Here is a 24,711-nt window from a genome sequence, read left to right on the forward strand (position 1 = left end):
TCCTCTCAGCCGACCGGGCGGTCGAAGCGGGCGATGAGCCCACCTTCGGAATAGGCGCTATGCGCCGCGGCGGAGGTCAGATGGGCGAGGAAGGCCTGCGCCGCTGCCGGCTCGCGCGCCTCGCGGAAGATCGCCGCCGAGAAATCGGTCGGCGCCTGCACCTCGTCCGGGAACGCGCCGATGACCTCCACCCCGTCCACCGACATCAGCTCGCTCACCTGCTGCACGGCGAATTCGGCCTCGCCGGAGAGGATCTTCTCGCCGGTAAACCCTGCCGGAACGACCACCGCCTTGGCGTTGATCTCGTCGGCGATGCCGAGTTGGGCGATCAACCTGGCGAAGTAGATGCCGCTCGCACCGGTCCTTGAATAGGCGATGGAGGGCGCGTCCAGCAGGACCTGCCGGAAGCGGTCGGGGGTCGAGATGTCCGGCGGGATGGCGCCCGCGCGCATTCCGAGGCCGACGCGGGCCTGAGCGATCGGCGTCACGCTTTCGGCCAGCACGATTCCCGCCGCCACGAGCTCGGCCATCGGGCCGTCGATCAGTACGATCGCGTCCGCGCGTGCCCCAGCCTCGACCTCGCGCATCAGCACCGTCGTCGGGCTCCACGCGACCTCGATCTCCCTGCCGAGCTCCCGCCAGGCCGGCAGGATCCGGCTCTTGAAGGCCTTCTCGACCGCCAATGTGCTCATCAGCCTGAGGCTACTTCCGGCCATGGAATGTCCTTTACCTGAGAAGATCCGAGGTGATCTCGGACCGATTGCGTGTGCCGAGCAGGGCCATGTCGCGGTTGATCTCGTCGATGAGCAGACCGATCGCGTGCTCGACGGCGTCCGCGCCGCCGATGCTCGCCGCATAGAGGAAGGGACGGCCGACGAAGACGAAATCCGCGCCGAGCGCCAGCGCCTTCAGCACATCCGTGCCACGGCGGACGCCGCCGTCGATCATCGTGACGAGCCCGGTCTTCGCCGCCACGATTTCCGGCAGCATGTCGATCGGCGCCACCGCGTAATCCAGCTGGCGGCCGCCATGGTTGGAGAGGATCACCCCGTCGGCACCCGCGTCCTTCGCCTTGAGAACGTCGCCGAGGCTGAGCACGCCCTTGATGACAAGCTTGCCCTGCCACATCCGCCGGATCGCCGCGACATGGCTCCAGGCAAGCTGGTCGCGGCTGTTGATGTTGCGCACGGCGTGCTGCGAGAACATCGGCGGCCCCCGGTGCGCGTCCATGTTTTCGAAATGCGGGATGCCGTGCCGCAGCACCGTCCGCAGAATCGTTCCGCAAAGCCAGGAGGGATGCAGCATGCTGTCCAGCACCGTCTGGGGCGTGATCTTGATCGGCATGGAGAAGCCGTTGCGCAGGTTGTTTTCGCGGTTGGAGGGCACCGGATGGTCGGCCGTCACCACCAGCGTGCCAAAACCCGCATCCGCCACCCGTTTCACCATCGGCTCGATGCGCGCGAGATCGCCGGCAAGATAGGCCTGGAACCAGGCGTCGGGATTTTCCCGCTGCACCTCCTCAAGGGCAATGAGCGAGGATGCGCTCAGGATCATCGGCACGCCGGTGTTGCGCGCCGCCCGCGCCAGGGCGAGGTCGCCGCGATAGGCGACCATGGCGGCGCCGCCGAACGGGCAGATGCCGATGGGAGCGCTGTAGTCGGTACCGAACAGGCGCGTCGATGTCGTCCGGCCGGACACGTCCATCAAGGTGCGTGGCAGCAGGGCGATCCGGTCGTAGCCGGCACGGCTCTGGCGCAGCGCCGAACCCGTTTCCGACGCCCCCGAGACGAAGCCGTAGACCATACGCGGCAGATGACGTCGGGCGGCCTTCTCGAAGTCATCCAGCGCGAGCAGCTTGCGAAAGCGGCGCGCCGTCGGCGTCGCGGGCTTCGATGCGTGGACGGCGCGGGGCGGCGCGACGAGGGGCGCCGCCTGTGCCGCAGCTGTGTTGGTGTCCATCTGGCGCTCCCAGCGTTGTCGAGGCGTGTGGAGGGCCGACGGCCAAATTCTGCGCGAGGCCTCGGGAGCCGGGCTCGACGCTCTCCACGTGGGCCCAACATACCCAGCCGGCAACAGAAGAAAATCTGGCTTTGCCTTTCATTAAATCAAACAAAATATTGGCTTTGTCCTTGACATGGGGAACGCCGGACGGTCTCGTCGAGCCTCGCCAGCAGCAAGCGTCAAGGGCCCGTGGACACGCATTTTCTGGAAAGCTTCGTGACCGTCGCCGAACTCGGCTCCTTTGCCGAGGCGGCGAGGAAGCTTGGGCTGACGGCCTCGGCGGTCTCCCAGCGCATCCGCGCCCTTGAGCAGGAGATGAACATCGCGCTGGTGGTGCGCTCGGGTCGCACTGTCGTGCCGACGCCGCCGGGTGCCGCGCTGCTGCCGGAAGCCAAGAAGGCGTTGCTGGCGATCAACAATCTGCGTTTGCTGGCCGCCGACGGCGCCGCCTGGGGCGAGTTCAAGATCGGGGTCTTCACCTCGGCCTTGACCGGCCTGCTTCCCCAGATCCTCGAAAAGCTGGTCCCAGAGCTGCCGACCGTCGATTTCCACATCCTCCGGGCGGCCTCGGTGGATCTCTACGCCCAGGTCCTGGAGGGGCGCGTCGATGCCGCGATCGTGCTCAACCCGAGCTTCGTTCTCCCGAAATCGCTCGAATGGTGCCAGCTCCGCAAGGAACCTCTGATCGCGATCACCCCCGCAGACGTTACGGAAACCGACATCGGCCAGCTCCTCGCCGACCATAAGTTCATCCGTTACGACCGTAACAACTGGGGCGGCCGGCTCGCCAGCCGCTATCTCGACGATCACGGATTGAAGCCGCGCGAGCGCCTTGAACTGGATTCGCTGGAAGCCATCACCATCATGGTCAGCCGGGGCCTGGGCGTCTCGATCATTCCGGACTGGCCGCCGCCCTGGCCGGAGGGCGTTCGGCTGAACAAGATCGTACTGGACGATCGCGACTATGCCCGCGATCTCGGCCTGCTCTGGCCGCGCGCCTCGCCGAAGATCGTGATCATCGATGCCTTTCTGAAGCATGCGCGTGCCGCCTGCGCCGCGCTTCATTCGGGCTGAGCTTCGTCACCAGATTGCCCCCGGATGCCCGCAGCTGCACCATGCCACTGCCGGACGAGGACGCTGCAGGGTGTGCAGGAACTCACCCTGCAGCGCCGCACCATCGATGAGTTGCCGTCGAAATGCCGCGCCGTCTTTCTGCAGAGGTGGGCCCCGCCTGGTGGTGCGCCATGTAGCGCTCTGCGGCCGCCTCGGGGGCTGGTGGTGAGATCAGGTCGAACGGCCGGTCTATGAGGACGTGATCGGCACTTCCACCCTCGCCAACGGCCGCGACGCCTCGAACTCGGCGTCGTTCCAGGCGATCAAGACCGGCATCAATTACCGCTTCTGAGATCGACGCGCCCCCGTCCCGGCGTGATCGGGCCGGAGCGGGGGCGGGCGGGGGCGGGATGCCTCAGCGGCCGAGGCGGGCGGCGTGCCAGGCGATATGGTCGGCCATGAAGGTGGAGATGAAGAAATAGGAATGGTCATAGCCCTCGCGCAGATTGAGCGTGAGGGGGATGCCGGCGCTCGCGCAGGCGGCGGCCAAAAGCTGCGGCCGCAGCCCGGTCTCCAGGAACGGATCGGCCGAGCCCTGGTCGACCAGGAACTCCGGGAAGCGCTTTCCGTCCTCGATCAGCGCCACCGCGTCATAGGCCCGCCAGACGCCTGCATCCGTGCCGAGATATTTCTCCAGCGCCGGGCGAGACCAGTCCGCCGTGCTCGGCTCGGTGATCGGCGCGAAGGCCGAGCAGCTCTTGAAGCGGTCGGGGTGCTTCAGCGCGATGGTCAGCGCGCCGTGCCCGCCCATGGAATGACCGAATATACTTTGCCGGCTCATATCCGCCGGGAATTCGGCGGCGATAAGCGCGGAGAGTTCCTCGACGATGTAGGAGTACATCCGGTAATGCGTGGCGTAGGGCGCCTGCGTGGCGTCGAGATAGAAGCCGGCACCGGAGCCAAACTGCCAGTTGCCCGGCTCGTCCGGCACCTCTTCGCCGCGCGGGCTGGTGTCCGGTGCGACAAGGATGACGCCATGGGCGGCCGCGGCGGCGCGGTACTCACCTTTCTCCATCACATTGGCATGGCTGCAGGTGAGGCCCGACAGATACCACAGGACCGGCACGGGCCCATTGGCCGCCTGTGGCGGCACGAAGACGGCGAAGGTCATCGGCGTGCCGGTGGCCTTCGACTCGTGCCGATAGACCCCCTGCACACCGCCATGCGACTTCGCGGTGCTGATCGTTTCCATCAAAGCGCCCATCAGTAGATCACCACGGAACGGATCGACTTGCCCTCATGCATCAGGTCGAAGGCGGTGTTGATCTCGTCGAGCGGCATGGTGTGGGTGATCAGGTCGTCGATGTTGATCTTGCCCTCCATGTACCAGTCGACGATCTTCGGCACGTCGGTGCGCCCACGCGCGCCGCCAAAGGCGGATCCGCGCCAGTTGCGGCCGGTGACGAGCTGGAACGGGCGGGTGGAGATTTCCGCGCCCGCCGGCGCCACGCCGATGACGATGGAGGTGCCCCAGCCACGATGGCAGGCCTCCAGCGCCTGGCGCATCACGTTCACATTGCCGGTGCAGTCGAAGGTGAAGTCTGCGCCGCCATCGGTAAGGTCCTGGATCGCCGAGACCACCTTGTCATTGCCGACATCGAGCGGGTTGATGAAGTCGGTCATGCCGAACTTGCGGGCCATCTCGACCTTGGCCGGGTTGATATCGACGCCGATGATCTTGTCGGCACCGACCATGCGAGCGCCCTGGATCACATTGAGGCCGATGCCACCAAGCCCGAACACCACCACATTGGCGCCCGGCCACACCTTGCCGGTATAGACCACCGCGCCGATGCCGGTGGTAACGCCGCAGCCGATGTAGCAGATCTTGTCGAAGGGGGCGTCTTCGCGCACCTTGGCGAGCGCGATCTCCGGCAGCACGGTGAAGTTCGAGAAGGTCGAGCAGCCCATATAGTGGAAGATCTCGCCGCTCTGGGCGCCCACCCGCTCACAGGAAAAGCGCGTCGTGCGGTCCGGCATCAGGCCCTGGCCCTGGGTGGCGCGGATCGAGGTGCACAGGTTCGAGCGCTGCGACAGGCAGGTTTTGCACTGCCGGCATTCCGGCGTGTAGAGCGGGATAACGTGGTCGCCGACCCTCAGCGAGGTGACGCCGGCGCCGACCTCGCGGACAATGCCCGCGCCCTCATGGCCGAGAATGGCGGGAAACTTGCCCTCGGAATCCAGCCCGTCCAGCGTGTAGGCATCGGTGTGGCACACACCGGTCGCCATGATCTCGACCAGCACCTCGCCGGGCTTCGGCCCGCCGATCTCGATGGTTTCGATGGTCAGCGGCTTCTTGGCCTCCCAGGCGACGGCGGCACGCGATTTCATGGACTTCTCCCTCTCGGATCTGGTCGGCTATTTCAGATAGGTGCGCAGGATCTTCATGATGGCGTCGAGTTCGTCAGTGGCCGGCCGGGAGCCGGCGGCTTCCAGCCTGTGCCCGAAACTCTCGCGCAAATGGATGTCGAGCACCTCGGCCATCAGCCCGCCGGCGGCGCCGCGAAGGGCGGCGATCTGCTGCAGCAACACGCCGCATTCGGCTTCCGCCTCGATCGCGCGCTCCAGCGCCTCAGCCTGGCCCTTGATACGGCGCAGCCGCGTCAAGGCACGCTTCTTGTCATCAGGCGAATGGGGCATCAGGACACCACGCTCCCCACTTGGGTCCCCACTTGGGTCCCCGCGTGGCTCCACGCTCGCGCACGCGGTTCCGGGACTGAATATACTGGAGGGAGTATAGGTGCAAGGTGCACCCGACACTTCAGCACCGCACGCGGGGGCCGCGAAATGCGCCCGGCAGGCGAAGCCGAGACGCCGCCTGCCGGTCCTTCCATCGTTTCTCTTTGCCTGCCGCGTCTGGCCGCCAGCCTCACTGGGCGGCAGCGCTGGCGCTCCGTGCGGCCTCGTCGATCACGTCGGCGACGACCTTGGGCTGGGTCATGAACACGGCATGGCTGGCCGGAACTTCGGTGACCTTGGCGCCGATGCGCTTGGCCATGTGCTGCAGCATCCGCTGGTCGAAGGCCTTGTCGTCGGTGGCGATCACCGCCCAGCTCGGCTTGCTGCGCCAGGCCGCCTGGGTGAGCTTGGTGCCGAAGGAGGACATGGCAATCGGCACCTGCGAGTCGCGCATGAAGGCGGCGTCAGCGTCGCTGGTGTCGGCGGCAAAACCCGCCTTGAAGTTCGAGGGCTTCACATAGCCGAAGCCGTCCTCGCCGATGTCGAGAACGAATTCGGGCGGAGTGACGAAGCCCTCATATTGCTGGGCGGTAGTTTCGCCGGCATCGGGGGAGAGGGCGGAGACGTAGACCAGACCGGCCACCTTGGGGTCGACGCCGGCCTGCGTGATGACCGTGCCGCCCCAGCTGTGGCCGACCAGGATGGCCGGGCCGTCCTGGCGGGCCAGAGCGCGCTTGGTGGCGGCAACATCGTCCTCCAGCGAGGTGAGCGGGTTCTGCACGATTGTGACGCGGTAGCCACGCTGGGTCAGCTGGTCATACACGCCGCGCCAGCCGGAACCATCGGCGAAGGCACCGTGGACGAGTACGACATTGCGGACCGGCTGGGACGCGGGAATCCCCTCGGCGGCGAGCACAGCAGTGCCGGAGGACAGGCTGGCGGCGGTGGCCACGGCTGCCAGGAGGGTCTTCGTGTTCATCGTCGTTCTCCATTCTTTAGTGCGATAATCATTATCGCGATATCTATTTGATAGCCAAACTCGCCTGACCTGTCCAGCATAATTGTTATCGCGATATTCTTTTTTGCGCGCGGGGTCGTTATATGGCGTGGCGAAGGAGTCGATGATGACCGCGAAAACCAACCCTCCCGTCCCGTTGGATGACCAGCTCTGCTACGCCATTTACTCGGCGGGCATCGCCATCCAGCGCGTCTACAAGCCCTTGCTCGACGGGCTGGGGCTGACCTATCCGCAATATCTCGTGCTCAACGTGCTCTGGCGCGAGGACGGGCTGACCGTGGGCGGCATCGCCGACAAGCTGGCGCTGGAATCGAGCACGCTGACGCCCTTGCTCAAGCGGTTGGAAGCGGCCGGCTTCCTGCACCGCACCCGCAACCCGGACAATGAACGCCAGGTCGTCGTCGCTCTCACCGATCAGGGGCGCGCACTGAGGGGACAGGCGGGGTGCCTCGGCAATGCGCTGCTTGAGGCCTCCGGCCAGAGCCCGGCCCATCTCGGCGCCATGAACCGGGACATGAGGGAGCTGCGCGACGCGCTCTATGCCCAGCTTGGCGGCTGGAGCGCGCCGAGCTGACGGCGGCGCCGCGAATCGAGGAAGCGCTAGGAGCCATCCCATCCCCACCAACAACGAATCGGCCGCCGTCCTTGCGGGCGGCGGCCGTGATCGAAGACGAGGATTTGCGCGGCAGGGCGCTCAGCTGCGGATGAAGGCCAGCACGTCGGCGTTGAAGCGGTCGGCTTCGATTTCCGCCAGCCCATGCGAGCCGCCGGGATAGACCTTCAGCGTCGCCTGCGGGGCGATATGCGCGGCGAGGTGGGCCGAGGCGTCGATCGGCACGATCTGGTCGTCATCGCCATGGATGATGAGCGTCGGCCGGTCGATACGCTTGAGGTCCTCAGTATAGTCCACCTCGGAGAATTCGTGGACGCAGTCATACTGCCCCTTGATGCCGCCCTGCAGGCCGATGCGGCGGAAATTCTCGCGCAGGCCGTCATTGGCGGGAACGCCCTCGCGGTTGAAGCCGTAGAACGGAACCGTCAGGTCGAAGAAGAACTGCGAGCGGTTCTTCGCGGTGCTCTCGCGGATGCTGTCGAACACGGCAAGCGGGGTGCCGGCGGGGTTGGCGTCCGTCTTCAGCATCAGCGGGGGCACCGCGCCGACCAGCACCACCTTCGCCACCCGCGCCGTGCCGTGGCGGCCGATATAATGGGCGACTTCGCCGCCGCCGGTGGAATGACCGACGAGGACCACGTCGCGCAGGTCGAGCGCCTCGATCAGTTCCGCCAGGTCGTCGGCGTACTGGTCCATGTTGTTGCCGTCCCACGTCTGGTCGGAACGGCCATGACTGCGGCGGTCATGGGCGATGACACGGTAGCCCTGCTGGCCGAAGAACAGCATCTGCTGGTCCCAGGCATCGGACGAAAGCGGCCAGCCATGGGCGAACAGGACGGGCTGGCCGACGCCCCAATCCTTGTAGAAGAGACGGGTGCCGTCCGTGGTGGTGAAGCTGCTCATGTCGGTCTCCTTTGGCTTGGCTGCAATCGCATCGTGTACGATTAGTTAGGATGCGATTTAATTAGATGGCACTGGGACGGCTGTCAATCGCTTGCAAACCCATCGCGCACAAATTATTTGGGAGGAAAGGAGATCACGATGACCCAATCGCCCCACAGCGCCGCCGCCACTTCCGCTCCCGACGTCGGCGCCATGCTGTGCTTTTCGATCTACGCCGCAGGGCACGCCTTCACCCAGCTCTACCGGCCGCTGCTGGACAGGCTCGGCCTTACCTATCCGCAATATCTGGTCATGGTGACGCTGTGGAACCGCGACGGGCAGAATGTGAAAGAGCTGGGAAGGACTCTCTTTCTCGATTCCAGCACGCTCACCCCCTTGTTGAAGCGTCTCGACGCCGCGGGACTGGTTACCCGCACCCGCAACCCCAGGGACGAGCGCGAGGTGCTGCTGCACCTGACGCCGGCGGGACAGGCGCTGAAGGGCGAAGCCGCCGAGATCATGCGCTGCGTCGAGGCGGCGGTGGGGCAGGACGGGCCGACCATCGACGCCCTGCGGACCGCCATCGACGCCATTCGCGACCGGCTGCACGCCCAGCGCGAGGCTTAGGCGCGGGCCGGAAGAGCGCGAGGGCAGCGGGCGCTCTGGAGAACGCCGCTGTTGATTTTGCGCGATTATTACCTCCGCCCGTGCCGGAGTTCATTTAGCTCTGTCGAGGTGGAAGCTCGAACGGAGCGCGTGCCGGATGGACAAGGCGGTCTTTGCCGGGCAGCAGAGCCCCCCGCCGACGCCCCCGATCCGGCGCCAGCGGAGCGTGCCGCGTCCGATTCAGTGCCCTCCAGCCTGCCACCTCGCCGGATGAACGGGGCGAGCGGCGGGGCGAGCGGCTTGGCCTCGCCGCTTGGGCACGCGCCGCCGCGTGCCGGCGAAGCTTTGGCGCTCACCGAGCTCTGGACCGATCCGCTGCCCCTCGCGCCGCCAGCGCGGGTGGAAACCGGCTTCCTGCTGTCGACGCTCGACTGGATCGAGAGCGACACCGGCGCACCACGCACCATCGAGGCGGCGGCCGAGCGGGTGGGCATGAGCCCGTTTCATTTCCATCGCCGCTTCGCCGAACTCATGGGCGAGACCTATGGCGCCTATGTGCGCCGCACCCGGCTGGCCCATGCGGCGGCTCTGATCTGTCGATCGTCCACCTCGATCATCGAAGCGTCTCTACGCTGCGGCTATGGCAGCCAGGCGGCGTTCACTCGGGCCTTCTCCCGCCAGTTCGCCCTGGCGCCGAACCGTTTGCGGGCCATGGCGCAGGCGCAGGCGCCGCTGCCGCAGCGGCTGCATGTCGATCTCGTCGAGCCTGCGGCACCCGTGCGGCTGGGCGCGCTACCCCTCATCGGCATGCGCTTTCACGGGCCGCTGACGCAGGTTCCTGCCCATTGGCAACACTTTGCGGCTTCTCTGAAGGCGGCGGGACTGCCCCTGGAGACGATGACCGCGATGGGCATCCTTCATGACGACCCCGGTTTCACGGCGCCAGGACAGACCCGCTATGACTGCGCGGTGGTGGACACAGCTTCCACCTTTCCCGCCCTGCGCGCCCCGCTGCGGCGCCTGAGCACGCACGCCGGCTCGTTTGTGCGGCTCGATGTGGAGGGGCCCTATCCGTTGATCCCAGAAGCCGTGTTCGGCGTGTGCGCGGTGTGGCTGCCGCGCCATCGGCGGGCGCTGGGCGAGGCTCCCGCCTATGAGATGTACCGCGCGCCGCCCTGGCGGGGGACCGGCGGCATCCACGCCAGTGTCCTGGTGCCGTGCTCGCCGTGATCGACTGTTGTCGCCGCGCGTCTTGGCCGGCGTAGCGCCGGCCAAGAGCAAGAACGATCAAACAGGCCCCGCCGGCTTCTGTTAGGCGGGAGAGCCGGTGCCGGCGGACACCCAAACGCGCAGGGGGGCCTTTGATGGGCAGGAACGAGACGAGGCACGCACGCAAAATGCGGCCGGGCTTTCACCCCGTTCGTGCCGCCTCGCAGGGCGCGCTGATGGCCGCCCTCTCCCTGCCGGCCCTGTGCCTCATCGCAGGTGCTGCATGCGCGCAGGACCTCGATGTCACCGGCGCGGTCCAGATCGACCAGGGCGCCACGCCTTCCTATGACAACACCAGCGTCGGGCTCGGCGGGATGGCGGGCACCCTGACCGTCACCGATCCCGGCACCATGCTGTCCAACAGCGGCGCCGTCGTCGTCGGCGCCAGCGGCGGCGGCACCCTTAACATCCTGGCCGGCGCCTCGGTTTCCAGTGCGACAGGCATGGTGGGACAGGCGGCGGCGGGGGAGGTACTCCTGTCGGGGGCCGGGAGCCGCTGGGACATGTCCGGCACCCTTTCCGTGGCCTTTGATGCCAATGGCAGCCTTGTGGTGGAGCAAGGCGGGCTTCTCACTTCCGCCGACGCCAGCTTCGGCGTGGCCGGCTCCAGTGCGACCGGCTCGATCGCGATCACAGGCACCGGTTCGCACTGGCACAATGCCGGCAGCCTCGCGCTAGGGGGGATGGGATCGGGCCGGCTGACCATCGCGGCTGGCGGCGTCGTGACCACCGGCGACACGGTGGTGGCCGGCCTGCTGTCGCCCAGCGGCGAGGTCATGGTCAGCGGTGCCGGCTCGGCGTTGCAGATCGAGGGGTCGCTCGCCATCGGCACCAATGGCAGCGTCTCGGTACTCGACGGGGCGGTGATGACCTCGGGCCGTGCCAATATCGGCGACGGCGTCAGCGCGGCGACCGGCAATGTCACGGTGGACGGCCCAGGCTCGCGCTGGGACGTCGATGGCGCCCTCACCGTCGGCGCGCTCGGCGCGGGGTCGCTGGTGGTGGCCTCGGGCGGCGACGTTACCGCCACCAGCGCGCTGATCGGCAACGCCAACAGCAACGGGCAGGTTGCCGTACAGGGAACCGGTTCGAACTGGGCGGTCGCCGGCGACCTCGCCGTGGCGACGGGCGGCGGGCAGGGAACGCTGGCGATCAGCGACGGCGGCCATGTCTCCAATGCCAACGCCGTGGTCGGCGACGAGTTTTCATCCGGCCTTGTGGAGGTTGGGGGCGTGGGTTCTCGCTGGGACAGCAGCGGCACAGTCCGGGTCGAAACCGGCGGCACCGTGTCTGTCTTTGATGGCGCCACCGCCAGCAGTGCGCAGCTTCTGGTCGGCGTCGACCTTGTTGACCCGGCGCGGGTCGAGATCACCGGGCCCGGGTCGAGCTGGACCGCCTCGCAGGCGGTTGTCGTCGGCTATGACGGCTATGGCTCGCTGCGTGTGGCGGAGGGCGCGTCGCTGCGTTCCGGCGACGGCGTGATCGGCGCTTCCTTCGGCACGATCGGCATTGTCGACCTCTCCGGCACCGGCTCCAGCTGGAGCGTCGACGGCGTGCTCTATGTCGGGGATGGCGGCGATGGCGAACTCGGCATCGACGCGGGCGCCTCGGTCCGCGCCAATGTCGTGGTGGTGGGCTATCAGGCGCAGAGCCACGGCGCCATCGGCATCGGCGCCGGTGCCTCCCTCGCGGTCGATGGCACCTTCTATGTCGGCTTCGGCGGCAGCGGCGAGGTGGTGGTCGAGGCCGGCGGCACGCTCGTCACCGGCGCCACGGCGCTGGGTGCCGGCCCCGGGTCAGACGGCTTCGTCGGTATCGCAGGCACAGCGTCGAGCTGGACCGTGAAAGGCGAGCTGTCAATCGCCAGCGAGGGCGGGCGCGGCAGGCTTCAGGTCGAGAATGGCGGGCGGGTGGTCGCCTCCTTCGTCGACGCCCTCGGCGGCACCTCCGAAATCACGGTGACCGGCACCGGATCGCGGCTGGAGGCGGGCAGCGTGCTGGCGCTCGGCGGAGTGACACCAAGCGTATTGACGCTTTCCGACGGCGGAACCCTGGTGGCCGATCGTGTCTGGGTCGGTGACGCCGATCAGGAGGGCAATGCCGGCATCTCCGCCGTTATCGTCATCGGCGCGGCCGCCGGGGATGCGGCGGCGGCTGCGGGCACCCTGCACGCCGGAACGCTCGCTGTGCAGGAGGGCGCGAGCGCGCAGCTCGTGCTGAACCACACGAACAGCGACACACTTATCGACGCCGACCTTTCCGGGGCGCTGACGGTCGACGCCTATGCCGGCATCACCACCCTGACCGGCGTCAACACCCATACCGGCACCACCACCATCCACGGCGGCACGCTGATCGGATCAGCGACGAGCTTCGGCAGCGGGGCGATTCTCAATGAGGGCACGCTGGTGCTCGACCAGACCGGAACCGGCCGTCTCACCAATGCGCTGACCGGCACTGGAACGCTGCTCAAGACCGGGAGCGGAACGCTGACCTATGCCGGCGACGCCACCGCCTTCACCGGCGCGACCCTGATCGAGGCTGGCACGCTGGCGCTGGCGGGAACGCTCGGCGGGCCCCTCAGCGTGGCGGAGGGCGCCGTGCTGGCAGGCATGGGAGGTGTCGCAGCGCTCAGCCTTGCTGCCGGCGCCACGGTGGCGCCGGGCGCCTCCGTCGGGACGGTGACGGTGGCCGGCGATTTCGATCAGGCGGCGGGCGCCCTCTATGCCGTGGAGGTTGCGGGCGGCCGGGCCGACCTCATCGCGGTCGGCGGCTCCGCCACGCTGGCGGACGGTGCCCAGCTCAGCGTCGACGGCCTTGGCGGCGTCACGCCGGTGGGCACGCGCTTCACCGTTCTCACCGCTGGTGGCGGCATTACCGGCAGCTACACGCTGGTGGGCGACACGTCGATCTCGGCCTTCTATGCGGTGGAGGCCAGCACGGATGAGACGGCGGTGTATCTCGATGTGTTCCAGGACCGTGCCTTCACCGCTGCCGCCTTTTCTGCAAATCAGCGGGAGACTGCGGCAGCGCTGGACAGCCTGACAGGCGCAGGCCTTCTGCGTGAAGCGGTCGGCTCGCAACTGTCCGATTCCGCCGCCCGTGTCGCCTTCGATCAGCTCTCAGGCGATCTCTACGCCAGCGCACAGAGCGCCGCGCTCGAAGACAGCCGCTTTGTGCGCGACGCCGCCCTGGGGCGGCTTCGGCAGGCTTTCGCTGACCCGGCGGCGGCGATGTGGGGTCAGGCCTATGGCTCGTGGGGCACGCTCGACGGCGATGGCAACGCCACCGGGTTCGACCGTACGGTCGGAGGCTTCGTCATCGGCGCCGATCGCAAGGTGGGCGAAGACCTCCTAATCGGGGCCTTCGCCGGCTATGGACAGAGCCGCTATCGCCTCGACACCGGCGGCGCCACCGCCGAGAGCGACGATGTGCATGCGGGCCTCTATGGCGGCGGCCGATTTGGCGCGCTGGCGCTGCGCCTCGGTGCCGCCTACACCTATCAGCAGGTCGACACCACGCGCCAGATCGCCTTCCCCGGTTTCGCCGAACGCCTGGGCGGCGCCTATGAGGGCCACACGGCGCAGGCCTTCCTTGAGGCCGGCTGGCGGCTGGCGGTCGGCGCGGCCGAGCTGGAGCCCTTTGTCGGGCTAGCCTATGTCAACGCCTCCAGCGGCGCGTTCAGCGAGAGTGGAGGAGCGGCGGCGCTCTCAGGGACGGCCGGCGATGCGGGGGTGACCTTCACAACGCTGGGGCTGCGCGCATCGGCCGAAGCGTCCTTGGGCGCCGTGCAGGGTCGCCTGACCGGCATGGCCGGCTGGCGCCACGCCTTTGGCAACGCCAATCCGCAAGCCAGCCTCGGCTTTGCCGGCGCCGCCCCGTTTTCCGTCCTCGGCGTGCCGGTGGTGGGGGATGTTCTGGTGCTGGAGGGCGGCGTCTCCCTGCCGCTGTCCACGACCGCGCAGCTGGACCTGTCTTATTCGGGCGCCTTCGGCTCGGGCCTTGTCGACAATGGCTTCGAGGCCGGCCTGAGCTGGCGCTTCTGACGCCGCAGCCGCTCCTCCTGCCGGCCGGACCGGGCGCCGCCTGAAGGCGCCCTGCTCCCTGTCGCTGCTTCCGCCAATCAGCTCGATCGCTGCGGCCGTCGGGTTCGCCGGGAACGGGCGGGCGTCGATATCGCAGCATCGGGTGGGAATTTGGAGTTGATTACGAAATTTTTCTGGAATTTTACGAGTTACCGAATGTTTCCTGTGGGATATTGACCCTACCCCTCCGCCTGTCTAAGAACGGCGGAGTGAGATTTGTCTCGGCACGATCATCTGACACGAGTTCTGCGCCTTGCCACGAGATGGGGACCGGGCATCGTTCTCGTCGACGGATGGGCGTGGCCCCGCCGGCGCGCCGTGACGGAGAAGTCGACATTCACCCCACCGCACAGGGCGGTGGAAGTCTCGAGAGATAGGCGGGTTTGATGTCGTCAGAACGGATGACGCACCTGAGGCGTCTGGAAGCGGAATCCATCTTCATCATGCGGGAGGTGGCGGCAGAGTTCGCCAACCCGGTGATGCTGTATTCGATCGGCAAGGACTCCGCCGTCATGCTGCATCTGGCGGCCAAGGCGTTCTATCCGTCACCACCGCCCTTTCCGCTGATGCACATCGACACGACGTGGAAGTTTCGCGAGATGATCGCCTTCCGCGATGCCACGGCGGCTCGGCTCGGTTTCAAGCTTCTGGTGCACACCAACCAGGACGGCGTCGCCAAAGGCATCAACCCGTTCGACCATGGCTCCTCGCTCTACACCCATGTGATGAAGACCGAGGCGCTCAAGGAAGCGCTGACGCTTCATGGCTTCGATGCCGCCTTTGGCGGCGCCCGACGCGACGAGGAGAAGAGCCGCGCCAAAGAGCGCGTGTTCTCCTTCCGCACCGCCAATCATGGCTGGGACCCGAAGAGCCAGCGCCCGGAGCTGTGGAACCTCTACAATGCTCGCATCCGGCCGGGCGAATCGATCCGGGTGTTCCCGCTGTCCAACTGGACCGAGCTCGACATCTGGCAGTACATCCTCGCCGAGAACATCCCCATCGTGCCGCTCTATCTCGCCGCCGAGCGGCCGGTGGTGGAACGCGACGGCCAGCTGATCATGGTGGACGATGAGCGTCTGCCGCTGGCGCCGGGCGAGGTTCCGCAGATGAAGCGGGTGCGCTTCCGCACCCTGGGCTGCTATCCGCTCACCGCCGCCATCGAGAGCGACGCCGACACGCTGGAAGCCATTGTCGGCGAGATGCTTCTGGCGCGCACATCCGAGCGCGCCGGCCGCCTCATCGATCACGACGAGGCCGCCTCGATGGAAAAGAAGAAGCGCGAGGGATATTTCTGATGAATGAGGCGATCGCGCCGGTCAGTGCCGCCGAATATCTCGCGCGGCACGAGGCCAAGGGCCTGTTGCGCTTTCTGACCTGCGGCAGCGTAGATGACGGCAAGTCGACCCTCATCGGCCGGCTGCTCTATGACACCAAACTGCTGTTCGAGGACCAGCTAGCGACGCTCGCCGCGGATTCGCGCAAGCACGGCACCGCCGGCGATGAGCTGGACTTCGCGCTGCTGGTGGACGGACTGGCCGCCGAGCGCGAACAGGGCATCACCATCGACGTTGCCTATCGCTTCTTCGCCACGGAGCGGCGCAAGTTTATCGTTGCCGACACGCCCGGCCATGAGCAGTACACCCGCAACATGGCCACCGGCGCCTCGAATTCCGATGTTGCCGTGATCTTGGTCGATGCCCGCAAAGGCATTCTCACCCAGACCCGGCGTCATTCCTTCATCGTCTCGCTGCTGGGGCTGAAGGACGTGGTGCTGGCGGTGAACAAGATCGACCTCATGGACTATTCCCAGGCGGTCTTCGACCAGATCGTCGCCGATTATTGTGCCTTCGCCGCGGAATTCGGCTTTCGCACCCTCGTGCCGATCCCGATCTCCGCCCGCCACGGCGACAATGTCATCGCCCGCAGCGCCAACACGCCCTGGTATGAGGGCCCCTCGCTGCTGGAGCATCTCGACACGCTGGACGTGGAAAGCGTGGCGCAGACACGCCCATTCCGTCTGCCGGTGCAATGGGTCAATCGCCCCAACCTGAACTTCCGCGGCTTTTCCGGCACCGTGGCTTCCGGCTCGGTGCGGGTCGGCGAGGCGGTGGTCGTCGCCGGCTCCGGCGCCACCTCGCGCATCGCCTCGATCGTCACCGCCGATGGCGAACTGGCGCAGGCCAGTGCCGGCCAGGCCGTGACCCTCACTTTGGAGGACGAGATCGACGCCTCCCGCGGCGACGTCATTGCCGCGGCGGACGCCCGGCCGGACGTTTCCGACCAGTTCGCCGCCCATCTCATATGGATGCACGAGGATTCGCTTCTGCCGGGCCGTCCCTATCTGATGAAGATCGGGACGCGCACCGTCGTCATGTCGGTGACGGAGATCAAGCACCGCATCGATGTGAACAGCTTTCAGAAGCTGGCCGCCAAGACTTTGGCTCTGAATGATGTGGCGGTGGTCAACATCGCCACCCACGATCCCATCGCCCTGGATCCGTTCGCCGAGATTCCCCAGACCGGCTCCTTCATCGTCATCGACCGCATGAGCAACCAGACGGTCGGTGCCGGCATGGTCGATTTCGGCCTGCGGCGCGCGACCAATGTGCACTGGCAGGCGCTCGACGTCACCAAGGCGAGCCGGGCCGGCCTCAAGCTGCAGAAGCCTGCCGTCCTGTGGTTCACCGGCCTCTCCGGCGCCGGCAAGTCCACCATCGCCAACCTTGTCGAGAAGCGCCTCAACGCGCTGGGTCGGCACACCTATCTGCTCGACGGCGACAATGTCCGGCACGGCCTGAACAAGGACCTTGGCTTCACCGATGCCGACCGGGTGGAGAACATCCGCCGGGTGGCGGAGGTGGCCCGGCTGATGGTGGATGCGGGGCTGATCGTTCTTGTGTCCTTCATCTCGCCCTTCCGGGCGGAGCGGGAGATGGCCCGCGAACTGCTGGAAAGTGGCGAATTCGTCGAGATCTTCATCGACACGCCGCTTGACGTGGCGGAGCAGCGCGACGTGAAGGGGCTCTACAAGCGCGCCCGCGCCGGACAGATCCAGAACTTCACCGGCATCGACAGCCCCTATGAGCCGCCGGTCGACCCGGAGATCACCATAGAGAGCGGGGCGCTGGCCGCAGAGGCGGCGGCCGAGCACATCTTCGCGTTTTTGCTGGAGAGGGGATATCTCAGCTGAGCGGCCCCTGCACGGTAAGGAGGGGCTTCATCTCGGAACCAGCAGTGTTCCGAGGAAGGTGGCTGGTGCGGGCGGTCGGACTCGAACCGACACTCTGTCACCAGAAACGGATTTTGAGTCCGTCGCGTCTACCATTCCGCCACGCCCGCGCGGTGCGGTTCTCTATAACGAAATGAACCGCGCCGCCAAGTGAAAAGCCGGCTCTTCAAGGTGGAAGGGCCGCTTCCGAAAGCGGCCCTTGGCGATCTTCGTCATGGGCGCCCGGATGAAGCGCCGCCGCCAGCCTTCAGGAGGCAGGCTTGCAGGTGCCGAACGCGGTCAGCACCTTTCCGCCAGCGAGCGTCGTCAGCGTCGCCTCCGGCTTGGATGGCGACAGCTCGATCGCCCAGGCGGCCATGTTGTCATTGCCATCCAGAATGAGCGTGTCGCCGTCGCCGATCACGCTCTGGATCGAGCTGATATGCGGCAGCTTGTCGTCCGACACGCTGGCGATGATCTGCTCGCCGAAATGGATCAGGAAGCGCGCGGGCAGGTCAATCGTGCCCAGTTCGGACGATGGCGCGCAGCCGGAGGACTCGCAAACAAACACCTTCTCGAAGGTGCAGGCGATCGGCGGCGGCAGCGCGTCGTCCGCCGCCGCAGGCGGGGGTACGGCAGCGGAAGGCCCGGCGGAGGAAGCGCCGGAAGAGTCCTGCGCCTGAGCGGCGGCGAGGCCGAGGATCAGGCAGAGCGCGGTAGCGGCCGTCTTCAGCATGGGAGTGCCCTGGTGCGTGACCGGAAGGAACGAACGGTGCGTCTCAGTAGACCGGCGTGCGGCACGGCGGATAGGGCGGCGCGCCGCAATAGCCCGGACCATAGGCGGGGCGCGGCGGCGGCGGGTAATAAGCCGGCGGAGGCGGCGGGGGCGGCGCGTAGTAATAGGTTTTCGGCTGGCTCGCGGCAGACGTCACCACCGAGCCGATGAGCGCACCGGCTACCAGCCCCCCGATCAGCGCCCCGGTGGAATTGCTCGCCTGCGCGGGCGGGCTCGCCGCCAGCAGCGGCAGCGCGATGGCGACGGCAAGCGCCGCACGCATCATCCACTTAAAGACCTTGGTGCCGAAGACTGTCATGTCCGACCTCTACGATTCGCTGGACTGACTATCGCCCGCGCCATGGCCCGCGGCAAGGGAAAGCGTGGGGTTCGCGTGCACCCCACTATCCCGCCTTGCCACCGGGATGCCGTGATTGTTTCGCACCCTGAAAATGGTTGGCGAACCAATCCACCGTGACCGCGTTGAGTCGAGCCCATTGCCCGTCTCGGTGTCAGGGTGGAGATGATGGAGGACGATATGCACAGACGAGGCTTCCTGCTCGGTCTCGCCAGCGTTTTGGCGGGTGCCGGCGCTGTTGGGACGCTGTTCTCTCCGGCCCAGGCGACGGTGCTGAGCCAACTCAAGGGTACTGTTCCAGAAGGGCTTCCCGACCTCGACGCGGCCGGTACTGAAACGGCCGGCACGACGCCCGACGGCACCCCTGTCGAGACGACGCAGTGGGGACCGCCCGGCGTACCGCCCGGTCGACGTCACCGGCGGCGGCGGCGGCGGCGGGTGTGCGCTGTTCGGCGCGATCGGTGGGGCCGGCCGGTGCGCCGCTGCTGGTATGTCTACCGCTAGTGCCTGATCCAGCCAGATTGGTGCCAAAGCGATGACGCCGGCCGCGAGGGGATTGGCTCCCGTCGCGGCTGGTCGTCTAGAGGATCTCGATCGCTGTCGCTTGGCTGAGGCGCGCCAGCAGGCGCCTCAGATCGGCCGGCCGAAAGGCGACGCAGCCTGCCGTCGGCTCGAACGCCCCCCGGGCGATGTGCAAAAAGACGGCGGAACCGCGCCGGGAGCGGCGGGGGCAGCTGTTGTGGTCGAGCACGACGACCAGGTCGTACAGCCCGTCGTCCCGCCACATCTTCTCATGCGAGGCGCGTACCGGCAGGCTTACCGGGCGGTTGTAGCGGCCGTCGCCGGGCTCGTCGCACCAGCCATGCGCGCGGCGCGTCCGCAGCACCGGCAGGTCGGTGACCGGGCGCTGGCCACGATCGGCCCGGTAGCGCACCTCCCGCGCATGCCAGATTCCGCGTGGCGTCGCGCCATCGCCTTCGCGTTTGTCGGCGCGGATGCCGGCCCGGCCCAGGGCGACGGGAATCGGGCGTCCATCGAGAATGAGCCAGCCACGCTGGCGACCGTGAATGTGACTGGCCGGGCGCATGGCGACACGCAGGCGGGAGGCGAAGCGGGATTTCCCGTGCGTTTCTGTGCGAAGGGTCTTCTTCTTCACGCCATTTCCGTTCACGATCACGTCACGAACCGGCAGCACCTTCGTCTCGCAAGTGCTCGGCGCTTGCCGAATGCGTTTCGCCTGCCTACTCGGGACATACGGCATTTCACTCCAGCCTTGCGTGAGAGTGGACGCGCGAGGCGCCACGGACAAGGGCTTCGGCCAGCGGCCGCTCGGAAACGCGGATATTCGGGAAAGCGATATGGCGAACGCTCTGCGAGTTTTGGTGGTCGATGACGACAAGGATCTGCGCGAGGCGCTGGTCGAACAGCTCTCGCTCTATGACGAATTCGAGGTTGTGTCGGTCGACAGCGCCAATGCCGCCATCAGCGAGGTCGAGGCGACGCGGGTCGATCTTGTGCTGATGGATGTCGGCCTGCCGGACAAGGATGGGCGCGAAGCGGTTCGCGTGATGCGGCAGAACGGCTTCAAGGCGCCGGTGATCATGCTCACCGGCCACGATACCGACAGCGACACGATCATGGGGCTGGAAGCCGGCGCCAATGACTACGTCGCCAAGCCGTTCCGCTTCGCCGTGCTGCTCGCCCGCATCCGGGCGCAGATGCGCTCGCATGAAGCGAGCGAGGACGCGGTCTTCACCATCGGGCCCTACACATTCCGGCCCGGCGCCAAGATGCTGGTGACCGAACGCAATTCGAAGATTCGGCTCACCGAGAAAGAGACCGCCATACTTCGTTACCTCTACCGGGCTGGAAAGAAGCCGGTGGCGCGTGAAATACTGCTGCAGGAGGTCTGGGGCTATAATTCGGGCGTGACGACTCATACCCTTGAGACGCATATATATCGCCTGCGCCAGAAGATTGAGAAGGACCCGTCCCACCCCAGCCTGCTTGCCACCGAGGCTGGGGGGTACAAATTGCTGCCCTGACAGGCCGATTGATTCGTCCTGCCTTGGAGTTTCGCCCGCCGAATGTCCATCGAGGACGACATCGCCTTTCTGGAACGTGTGCCGACGCTCGCATTGATGGGGCGTGAGGCTTTGCGCGTCATCGCCATCAGCGTCGAGCATTTCGCGCTGGCGCGCGGGCAGGTGCTTTTTCACGAGGGGGAGCCGGCCGATTGCGCCTATGTGGTGCAGGACGGCAGCCTGGCGGTCGCGCCCGACGATCCGCATCTGGCGGCCCGACCGGGGCAGAGCGCGCGCGTTGGCGAGGGGGCGCTGATCGGCGAAATGGCCCTGCTGACCGAGACGCGGCGGCCCGCCACCGCCACCGCGCTGGAGCCGGCGGAGGTTTTGCGCATTCCCCGCAACGTGTTCCTGCGCACGCTGGAAAGCTATCCCGACGCCGCCCGCGAACTCACCCACCGGTTGAGCGAGCGGGTGGCGGCCACGCTGGCCGATCTCGAACGCGTGCGCGAGCGGCTGGAGGCGATCGAGGACGTGCGGCGGCCATGATTCCGGTCACGCCGCGGGTCTGGCTCGACGAGGACGAGATCGAGGAAACCTTCATTCGCGCCTCCGGTCCGGGCGGCCAGAACGTCAACAAAGTGTCGAGCGCGGTGCAGCTGCGCTTCGACGTGCGCGGCTCCAAGACCTTGGCGGATCACGTGAAAGAGCGCCTCGCCCGCCTCGCCGGGCGGCGCCTGACCAAGGAGGGCGTCCTCGTTCTGATCGCCCAGCGCTACCGGACGCAGGAGCAGAATCGGGCGGATGCGCTGGCCCGGTTGGTCGAGCTGGTGCGCGAGGCGGCGATCGTGCCGATCACCCGCCGCCCGACCCGCCCGACGCTCGGCTCGAAGATCCGCCGGCTGGAGGGCAAGGCCAAGCGGGCGGGGGTCAAATCGCTGCGCCGCGACCGGCCCGGCGGGCCGGACGAGTAGCCGCTAACCGCTTAGAAATCCGTCGCGATTCCCTTCACTTCCCAGTCGCCATAGCGCACCGGCTCGGGCCCATTTCGGCCGTCGATCTCCTTCGGCCCGGCCACCGGCGCGGCGGCGGCGCGGCGGGCGGCGGCCTCGGCCAGCGCCCGTTCGGCGGCGGGGGAAAGCGGCCGGCGCGAGGCCGGCGAATCAGCGCCATCGGACTGACCAGTGAGGCCAGTGAGGTGGAGTGTCGGTGCAGTGTGATCAGTCTGGCTCATGCCTCATTGGAACCACCGCCCCCCGGCCCGCGTCAAGGGCCGCACCTCCCGCAACGGCATCACGCGAGCCGGCGATGCTGCCGGCGATCCGGCCGGCAATCTTGCGCGCCCGTCAGGGCCATCCCATTTTCATCGCCGACAGGCCGCAACCTGCGGCGGATGAGGGAACGATGAACTATTTCCGTACGGCGATCCTGCTCGCGGGCATGACGGCGCTGTTCATGGGCGTCGGCTTCATGATCGGCGGCCAGGGCGGCATGCTGATCGCGCTGCTGGTGGCGGCCGGCATGAATGTGTTCAGCTACTGGAACTCCGACCGGATGGTGCTGTCCATGTACGGCGCCCGCGAGGTCGACCGTGCCAGCGCGCCCGACTATTACGCGATGGTGGAGGAGCTGGCCGCCCGGGCGCAGCTGCCGATGCCGCGCGTCTACATCATGGACAACCCGCAGCCCAACGCCTTCGCCACCGGCCGTAACCCGCAGAACGCCGCGGTCGCCGCCACCACCGGCCTGCTCAATTCGCTCTCCCGCGAGGAAGTCGCCGGCGTCATGGCGCATGAGCTGGCGCATGTGAAGAACTATGACACGCTGACCATGACCATCACCGCCACGCTGGCGGGCGCCATTTCCATGCTGGCGAACTTCGCCATGATCTTTGGCGGCAATCGCAACAATAATAGCGGTTTCGGCATTATCGGCACCATCGCGATGATGATCCTCGCCCCGCTCGCCGCCATGGTGGTGCAGATGGCGGTGTCGCGCTCGCGCGAATATGAGGCCGACAAGCTCGGCGCGCAGATCTGCGGCCAGCCTATGTGGCTCGCCTCGGCGCTGGCGAAGATTTCCAATGCCGCGCACGCCGTGCCGAACATGCCGGCCGAGCACAACCCGGCCACCGCGCACATGTTCATCATCAATCCGCTGTCCGGCGAGCGGATGGACAGCCTGTTCTCCACCCACCCCGCCACCGAGAACCGCATCGCCGCGCTGCAGGCACTGGCGCAGCAGATGGGCGCGAGCGGCGGCTATGCCGCCGCCCCCGCACCGCAAGGCGGGCCGTGGGCGGGGTCCGGCGCGGCGCGGCCCGCGAGCCGCCGGCCGGGCAATCCCTGGGGGCGCAGCGGCGCCGGCGGCGGGGAGCCTCGCGGGCCCTGGGGCTGAGCGGGGCTGGCGCGGGGCTTGGCGGAAAAGCCCCGCAGGGGCCGGCGGACTCACTTTCGCCGGCAATGCGCGCGGCGGAGGCCGCCGCCCGCTTGAAAAAGCCGCGCTTCGCGGCTATCAGAGCCGCGCGTGCCGCTTTAGCTCAGTTGGTAGAGCATCGCATTCGTAATGCGGAGGTCGTCAGTTCGAGTCTGACAAGCGGCACCATTTCCGCCTCCGCGCCGTTCCGGCGCCGCGTGGCTGCAAAAACCATCCCCACCTAAGCTCATGTTCTAGCGGCGTCCCCGCCCTGTCGTGCGACCGCGCTCCGCCTCCTGCCGTGCCTCCCTCCGTGCCCCTTGGCACGGTCCGGGACTGCCGCCTCTTGCCGTGCATTCCAAGAGAGAAGGCCGGACGTGCAGCAGAACCGCCCTTACCCCCGGACCCGACCGGGGCCCCCCCGCGCCAAGGCGTGGATCCCCGGGGTCAGGGGGCGGCCATCAGGGCGGCGGCCGCCGGCCATTCGATCTCTCTGCAACCTCGACCATTCGACAAAACCGCATGATTTGTGCGATATAATGCGTTGGATCGAACGATCCTCCCCTGCGATGACAGTGCTGCCGCTAGGGGAGACGCATCATGGTCGCGCATGTCGACATGGCCGAGGACCACCGCACCGCCAAGGTCCACCACATCAAGGCGCACCCCACCGCGATCCTGCCCGGTCTCGCGCTGACGGCGGGCATTGCCGGCCTCGCCTTCGGCCTGCGCCAGCTGCCCATGGTCGGGGTGCTGAGCCCGATGATCCTCGCGATCATGATCGGCATCGGCTTCCACAATCTCATCGGCACGCCGGCGCGGGCCAAGCCCGGCGTCGCCTTCGCCATGCGCCGCATCCTGCGCGCCGCCATCGTGCTGCTGGGCCTGCAACTCACCGCCGCGCAGATCGCCGAAGTGGGCGCCACCGGCATCGCGGTGATCGCGCTGACGCTGGTCGCCACCTTTCTGTTCATCACCTGGTTCGGCCGGCTGATCGGGGTCGAGCGCGGGCTGGCCGAGCTGATCGCCGCCGGCACCTCGATCTGCGGCGCCTCGGCGGTGATCGCCACCAATACGGTGACGCGCGCGCCGGATGAGGATGTCGCCTATGCGGTGGCCTGCGTCACCGTGTTCGGCTCGGTGGCGATGTTCCTTTATCCGCTGCTCCCGGTGGTGCTCGGCCTCTCGCCGCACGCCTATGGGCTGTGGGCCGGCGCCTCGATCCACGAGATCGCCCAGGTGGTGGCCGCCGCCTATCAGGGCGGGCCGGCCGCCGGCGAGTTCGGCACCATCGCCAAGCTCTCGCGCGTGATGCTGCTGGCGCCGATGGTGATCGGGCTCGGGCTCATTGCCGCCCGCCGCGCGACGCGGCTCGGCCACGGCGCCAGCCGCGCCCGCCCCCCCATGCCCTGGTTCGTGCTCGGCTTTCTCGCCATGGTGGGGCTGAACAGCGTGGTGACGATGCCGGCGGAGATGAAAAGCGCGCTGGTGCTGGCCACCACCTTCATGCTCTCCATGGCGCTGGCGGCGATGGGGCTGGAAACCGACATCGCCAAGCTGCGCGCCAAGGGGCTGCGGCCGTTTCTTCTCGGCCTCGCCGGCTTCGTCTTCATCGCCCTGTTCGCCCTCGCTCTGGTAAAGATGACCGCCTGAGCGAGGCAAGGA

The 24,711-nt window shown here is 67.3% G+C and carries 24 protein-coding genes and 2 tRNA genes; 14 read left to right on the forward strand and 12 right to left on the reverse strand.

Annotated features, from left to right (window positions below; all coding sequences use genetic code 11):
- Positions 1-5: 5 nt before the first annotated feature.
- Complete coding sequence (locus J2S76_RS06265; protein ID WP_307058560.1) at positions 6-716, reverse strand: molybdate ABC transporter substrate-binding protein; 711 nt, start codon at positions 714-716, stop codon at positions 6-8.
- Positions 717-726: 10 nt separating this feature from the next.
- Complete coding sequence (locus J2S76_RS06270) at positions 727-1,959, reverse strand: alpha-hydroxy acid oxidase (RefSeq protein ID WP_307058562.1); 1,233 nt, start codon at positions 1,957-1,959, stop codon at positions 727-729.
- Positions 1,960-2,217: 258 nt separating this feature from the next.
- Between J2S76_RS06270 and J2S76_RS06275 the strand changes: the two genes are divergently transcribed.
- A complete protein-coding gene (locus J2S76_RS06275) occupies positions 2,218-3,075 on the forward strand; it encodes a LysR family transcriptional regulator (protein WP_307058564.1) in 858 nt (285 codons plus the stop codon).
- A gap of 394 nt (positions 3,076-3,469) precedes the next feature.
- Here the strand turns inward: J2S76_RS06275 and fghA are convergent, their stop codons facing one another.
- The 4 genes from fghA to J2S76_RS06295 form a co-directional block, all read right to left on the reverse strand.
- Positions 3,470-4,306, reverse strand: coding sequence for an S-formylglutathione hydrolase (fghA, locus tag J2S76_RS06280; protein ID WP_307058566.1), 837 nt, complete (start codon positions 4,304-4,306; stop codon positions 3,470-3,472).
- A gap of 11 nt (positions 4,307-4,317) precedes the next feature.
- Positions 4,318-5,445 carry an S-(hydroxymethyl)glutathione dehydrogenase/class III alcohol dehydrogenase gene (locus J2S76_RS06285; protein WP_307058568.1) on the reverse strand — a complete coding sequence of 376 codons (1,128 nt, stop codon included), beginning with the start codon at positions 5,443-5,445 and terminating at the stop codon, positions 4,318-4,320.
- A 27-nt stretch (positions 5,446-5,472) separates the two neighbouring features.
- Positions 5,473-5,754: a metal-sensing transcriptional repressor gene (locus J2S76_RS06290; RefSeq protein WP_307058569.1), complete on the reverse strand. Its 282-nt coding sequence runs from the start codon at positions 5,752-5,754 to the stop codon at positions 5,473-5,475.
- Between the two features lie 229 nt (positions 5,755-5,983).
- On the reverse strand, positions 5,984-6,772 hold the full coding sequence (locus J2S76_RS06295; RefSeq protein WP_307058571.1) for an alpha/beta fold hydrolase: 789 nt from the start codon (positions 6,770-6,772) through the stop codon (positions 5,984-5,986).
- 145 nt (positions 6,773-6,917) lie between these two features.
- Between J2S76_RS06295 and J2S76_RS06300 the strand changes: the two genes are divergently transcribed.
- A complete protein-coding gene (locus J2S76_RS06300) occupies positions 6,918-7,385 on the forward strand; it encodes a MarR family winged helix-turn-helix transcriptional regulator (protein WP_307058573.1) in 468 nt (155 codons plus the stop codon).
- Between the two features lie 120 nt (positions 7,386-7,505).
- On the opposite strand, the gene J2S76_RS06305 is transcribed toward J2S76_RS06300, so the two are convergent.
- Positions 7,506-8,327, reverse strand: coding sequence for an alpha/beta fold hydrolase (locus J2S76_RS06305; RefSeq protein WP_307058576.1), 822 nt, complete (start codon positions 8,325-8,327; stop codon positions 7,506-7,508).
- Positions 8,328-8,465: 138 nt separating this feature from the next.
- Here J2S76_RS06305 and J2S76_RS06310 point away from each other — a divergent pair, with 138 nt between their 5' ends.
- The 5 genes from J2S76_RS06310 (at position 8,466) to cysN (ending at position 17,456) form a co-directional block, all read left to right on the forward strand.
- Positions 8,466-8,933 carry a MarR family winged helix-turn-helix transcriptional regulator gene (locus J2S76_RS06310; protein WP_307058578.1) on the forward strand — a complete coding sequence of 156 codons (468 nt, stop codon included), beginning with the start codon at positions 8,466-8,468 and terminating at the stop codon, positions 8,931-8,933.
- Between the two features lie 279 nt (positions 8,934-9,212).
- Complete coding sequence (locus tag J2S76_RS06315) at positions 9,213-10,142, forward strand: AraC family transcriptional regulator (protein ID WP_307058580.1); 930 nt, start codon at positions 9,213-9,215, stop codon at positions 10,140-10,142.
- 215 nt (positions 10,143-10,357) lie between these two features.
- Positions 10,358-14,227, forward strand: coding sequence for an autotransporter domain-containing protein (locus tag J2S76_RS06320; protein WP_307058582.1), 3,870 nt, complete (start codon positions 10,358-10,360; stop codon positions 14,225-14,227).
- Between the two features lie 425 nt (positions 14,228-14,652).
- Positions 14,653-15,561 carry a sulfate adenylyltransferase subunit CysD gene (gene cysD / locus J2S76_RS06325; RefSeq protein WP_307058584.1) on the forward strand — a complete coding sequence of 303 codons (909 nt, stop codon included), beginning with the start codon at positions 14,653-14,655 and terminating at the stop codon, positions 15,559-15,561.
- Positions 15,561-17,456 (forward strand): sulfate adenylyltransferase subunit CysN, encoded by a 1,896-nt coding sequence (cysN, locus tag J2S76_RS06330; RefSeq protein WP_307058586.1) that lies wholly within the window; start codon positions 15,561-15,563, stop codon positions 17,454-17,456. Before cysD ends, cysN begins: the two co-directional genes overlap by 1 nt.
- 63 nt (positions 17,457-17,519) lie before the next feature.
- On the opposite strand, the gene J2S76_RS06335 is transcribed toward cysN, so the two are convergent.
- From J2S76_RS06335 to J2S76_RS06345, 3 genes are all read right to left on the reverse strand, one after another.
- A tRNA-Leu gene (locus tag J2S76_RS06335) sits at positions 17,520-17,605 on the reverse strand.
- 137 nt (positions 17,606-17,742) lie between these two features.
- The gene (locus J2S76_RS06340; RefSeq protein ID WP_307058588.1) at positions 17,743-18,210 is read right to left on the reverse strand and encodes a hypothetical protein; all 468 of its coding nucleotides are present in this window, start codon (positions 18,208-18,210) and stop codon (positions 17,743-17,745) included.
- A gap of 43 nt (positions 18,211-18,253) precedes the next feature.
- Positions 18,254-18,568 carry a hypothetical protein gene (locus tag J2S76_RS06345; protein ID WP_307058589.1) on the reverse strand — a complete coding sequence of 105 codons (315 nt, stop codon included), beginning with the start codon at positions 18,566-18,568 and terminating at the stop codon, positions 18,254-18,256.
- A gap of 219 nt (positions 18,569-18,787) precedes the next feature.
- Here J2S76_RS06345 and J2S76_RS06350 point away from each other — a divergent pair, with 219 nt between their 5' ends.
- Positions 18,788-19,111: a hypothetical protein gene (locus J2S76_RS06350; protein ID WP_307058591.1), complete on the forward strand. Its 324-nt coding sequence runs from the start codon at positions 18,788-18,790 to the stop codon at positions 19,109-19,111.
- Between the two features lie 76 nt (positions 19,112-19,187).
- Here the strand turns inward: J2S76_RS06350 and J2S76_RS06355 are convergent, their stop codons facing one another.
- Positions 19,188-19,802, reverse strand: a complete 615-nt coding sequence (locus tag J2S76_RS06355) for a L,D-transpeptidase family protein (protein ID WP_307058593.1) — start codon at positions 19,800-19,802, stop codon at positions 19,188-19,190.
- Positions 19,803-19,965: 163 nt separating this feature from the next.
- On the opposite strand from J2S76_RS06355, the gene J2S76_RS06360 reads away from it, so the two are divergent.
- Genes J2S76_RS06360 through arfB form a run of 3 tightly spaced genes read left to right on the forward strand, consistent with a single transcriptional unit; the run spans position 19,966 to position 21,605 of the window.
- Positions 19,966-20,652, forward strand: a complete 687-nt coding sequence (locus J2S76_RS06360) for a response regulator transcription factor (protein ID WP_307058595.1) — start codon at positions 19,966-19,968, stop codon at positions 20,650-20,652.
- Between the two features lie 42 nt (positions 20,653-20,694).
- Positions 20,695-21,180: a cyclic nucleotide-binding domain-containing protein gene (locus tag J2S76_RS06365; protein WP_307058597.1), complete on the forward strand. Its 486-nt coding sequence runs from the start codon at positions 20,695-20,697 to the stop codon at positions 21,178-21,180.
- On the forward strand, positions 21,177-21,605 hold the full coding sequence (gene arfB, locus J2S76_RS06370; RefSeq protein ID WP_307058599.1) for an alternative ribosome rescue aminoacyl-tRNA hydrolase ArfB: 429 nt from the start codon (positions 21,177-21,179) through the stop codon (positions 21,603-21,605). Before J2S76_RS06365 ends, arfB begins: the two co-directional genes overlap by 4 nt.
- 11 nt (positions 21,606-21,616) lie before the next feature.
- Here arfB and J2S76_RS06375 read toward each other — a convergent pair whose 3' ends face one another.
- Positions 21,617-21,865 carry a DUF1674 domain-containing protein gene (locus tag J2S76_RS06375; protein ID WP_307058602.1) on the reverse strand — a complete coding sequence of 83 codons (249 nt, stop codon included), beginning with the start codon at positions 21,863-21,865 and terminating at the stop codon, positions 21,617-21,619.
- A gap of 170 nt (positions 21,866-22,035) precedes the next feature.
- Here J2S76_RS06375 and htpX point away from each other — a divergent pair, with 170 nt between their 5' ends.
- The 3 genes from htpX (at position 22,036) to J2S76_RS06390 (ending at position 24,699) form a co-directional block, all read left to right on the forward strand.
- The gene (htpX, locus tag J2S76_RS06380; RefSeq protein WP_307058604.1) at positions 22,036-23,028 is read left to right on the forward strand and encodes a zinc metalloprotease HtpX; all 993 of its coding nucleotides are present in this window, start codon (positions 22,036-22,038) and stop codon (positions 23,026-23,028) included.
- A 131-nt stretch (positions 23,029-23,159) separates the two neighbouring features.
- A tRNA-Thr gene (locus J2S76_RS06385) sits at positions 23,160-23,235 on the forward strand.
- Positions 23,236-23,664: 429 nt separating this feature from the next.
- The gene (locus J2S76_RS06390; RefSeq protein ID WP_370874708.1) at positions 23,665-24,699 is read left to right on the forward strand and encodes a YeiH family protein; all 1,035 of its coding nucleotides are present in this window, start codon (positions 23,665-23,667) and stop codon (positions 24,697-24,699) included.
- Positions 24,700-24,711: the final 12 nt, after the last annotated feature.

The organism is Ancylobacter vacuolatus, assembly GCF_030813595.1.
GTDB classification, from domain to species: domain Bacteria; phylum Pseudomonadota; class Alphaproteobacteria; order Rhizobiales; family Xanthobacteraceae; genus Ancylobacter; species Ancylobacter vacuolatus.

What these genes read in the sequence shown, in the direction of transcription:
- J2S76_RS06285 (WP_307058568.1), bottom strand. Translation starts at nt 5,445, where the DNA reads ATGAAATCGCGTGCCGCCGTCGCCTGGGAGGCCAAGAAGCCGCTGACC.
- J2S76_RS06320 (WP_307058582.1), top strand. Translation starts at nt 10,358, where the DNA reads ATGGCCGCCCTCTCCCTGCCGGCCCTGTGCCTCATCGCAGGTGCTGCA.
- cysN (WP_307058586.1), top strand. Translation starts at nt 15,561, where the DNA reads ATGAATGAGGCGATCGCGCCGGTCAGTGCCGCCGAATATCTCGCGCGG.
- J2S76_RS06305 (WP_307058576.1), bottom strand. Translation starts at nt 8,327, where the DNA reads ATGAGCAGCTTCACCACCACGGACGGCACCCGTCTCTTCTACAAGGAT.
- J2S76_RS06365 (WP_307058597.1), top strand. Translation starts at nt 20,695, where the DNA reads ATGTCCATCGAGGACGACATCGCCTTTCTGGAACGTGTGCCGACGCTC.
- J2S76_RS06350 (WP_307058591.1), top strand. Translation starts at nt 18,788, where the DNA reads ATGCACAGACGAGGCTTCCTGCTCGGTCTCGCCAGCGTTTTGGCGGGT.
- J2S76_RS06300 (WP_307058573.1), top strand. Translation starts at nt 6,918, where the DNA reads ATGACCGCGAAAACCAACCCTCCCGTCCCGTTGGATGACCAGCTCTGC.
- cysD (WP_307058584.1), top strand. Translation starts at nt 14,653, where the DNA reads ATGTCGTCAGAACGGATGACGCACCTGAGGCGTCTGGAAGCGGAATCC.
- J2S76_RS06310 (WP_307058578.1), top strand. Translation starts at nt 8,466, where the DNA reads ATGACCCAATCGCCCCACAGCGCCGCCGCCACTTCCGCTCCCGACGTC.
- J2S76_RS06340 (WP_307058588.1), bottom strand. Translation starts at nt 18,210, where the DNA reads ATGCTGAAGACGGCCGCTACCGCGCTCTGCCTGATCCTCGGCCTCGCC.
- J2S76_RS06345 (WP_307058589.1), bottom strand. Translation starts at nt 18,568, where the DNA reads ATGACAGTCTTCGGCACCAAGGTCTTTAAGTGGATGATGCGTGCGGCG.
- htpX (WP_307058604.1), top strand. Translation starts at nt 22,036, where the DNA reads ATGAACTATTTCCGTACGGCGATCCTGCTCGCGGGCATGACGGCGCTG.
- fghA (WP_307058566.1), bottom strand. Translation starts at nt 4,306, where the DNA reads ATGGAAACGATCAGCACCGCGAAGTCGCATGGCGGTGTGCAGGGGGTC.
- J2S76_RS06265 (WP_307058560.1), bottom strand. Translation starts at nt 716, where the DNA reads ATGGCCGGAAGTAGCCTCAGGCTGATGAGCACATTGGCGGTCGAGAAG.
- J2S76_RS06295 (WP_307058571.1), bottom strand. Translation starts at nt 6,772, where the DNA reads ATGAACACGAAGACCCTCCTGGCAGCCGTGGCCACCGCCGCCAGCCTG.
- J2S76_RS06375 (WP_307058602.1), bottom strand. Translation starts at nt 21,865, where the DNA reads ATGAGCCAGACTGATCACACTGCACCGACACTCCACCTCACTGGCCTC.
- arfB (WP_307058599.1), top strand. Translation starts at nt 21,177, where the DNA reads ATGATTCCGGTCACGCCGCGGGTCTGGCTCGACGAGGACGAGATCGAG.
- J2S76_RS06290 (WP_307058569.1), bottom strand. Translation starts at nt 5,754, where the DNA reads ATGCCCCATTCGCCTGATGACAAGAAGCGTGCCTTGACGCGGCTGCGC.
- J2S76_RS06390 (WP_370874708.1), top strand. Translation starts at nt 23,665, where the DNA reads ATGGCCGAGGACCACCGCACCGCCAAGGTCCACCACATCAAGGCGCAC.
- J2S76_RS06270 (WP_307058562.1), bottom strand. Translation starts at nt 1,959, where the DNA reads ATGGACACCAACACAGCTGCGGCACAGGCGGCGCCCCTCGTCGCGCCG.
- J2S76_RS06360 (WP_307058595.1), top strand. Translation starts at nt 19,966, where the DNA reads ATGGCGAACGCTCTGCGAGTTTTGGTGGTCGATGACGACAAGGATCTG.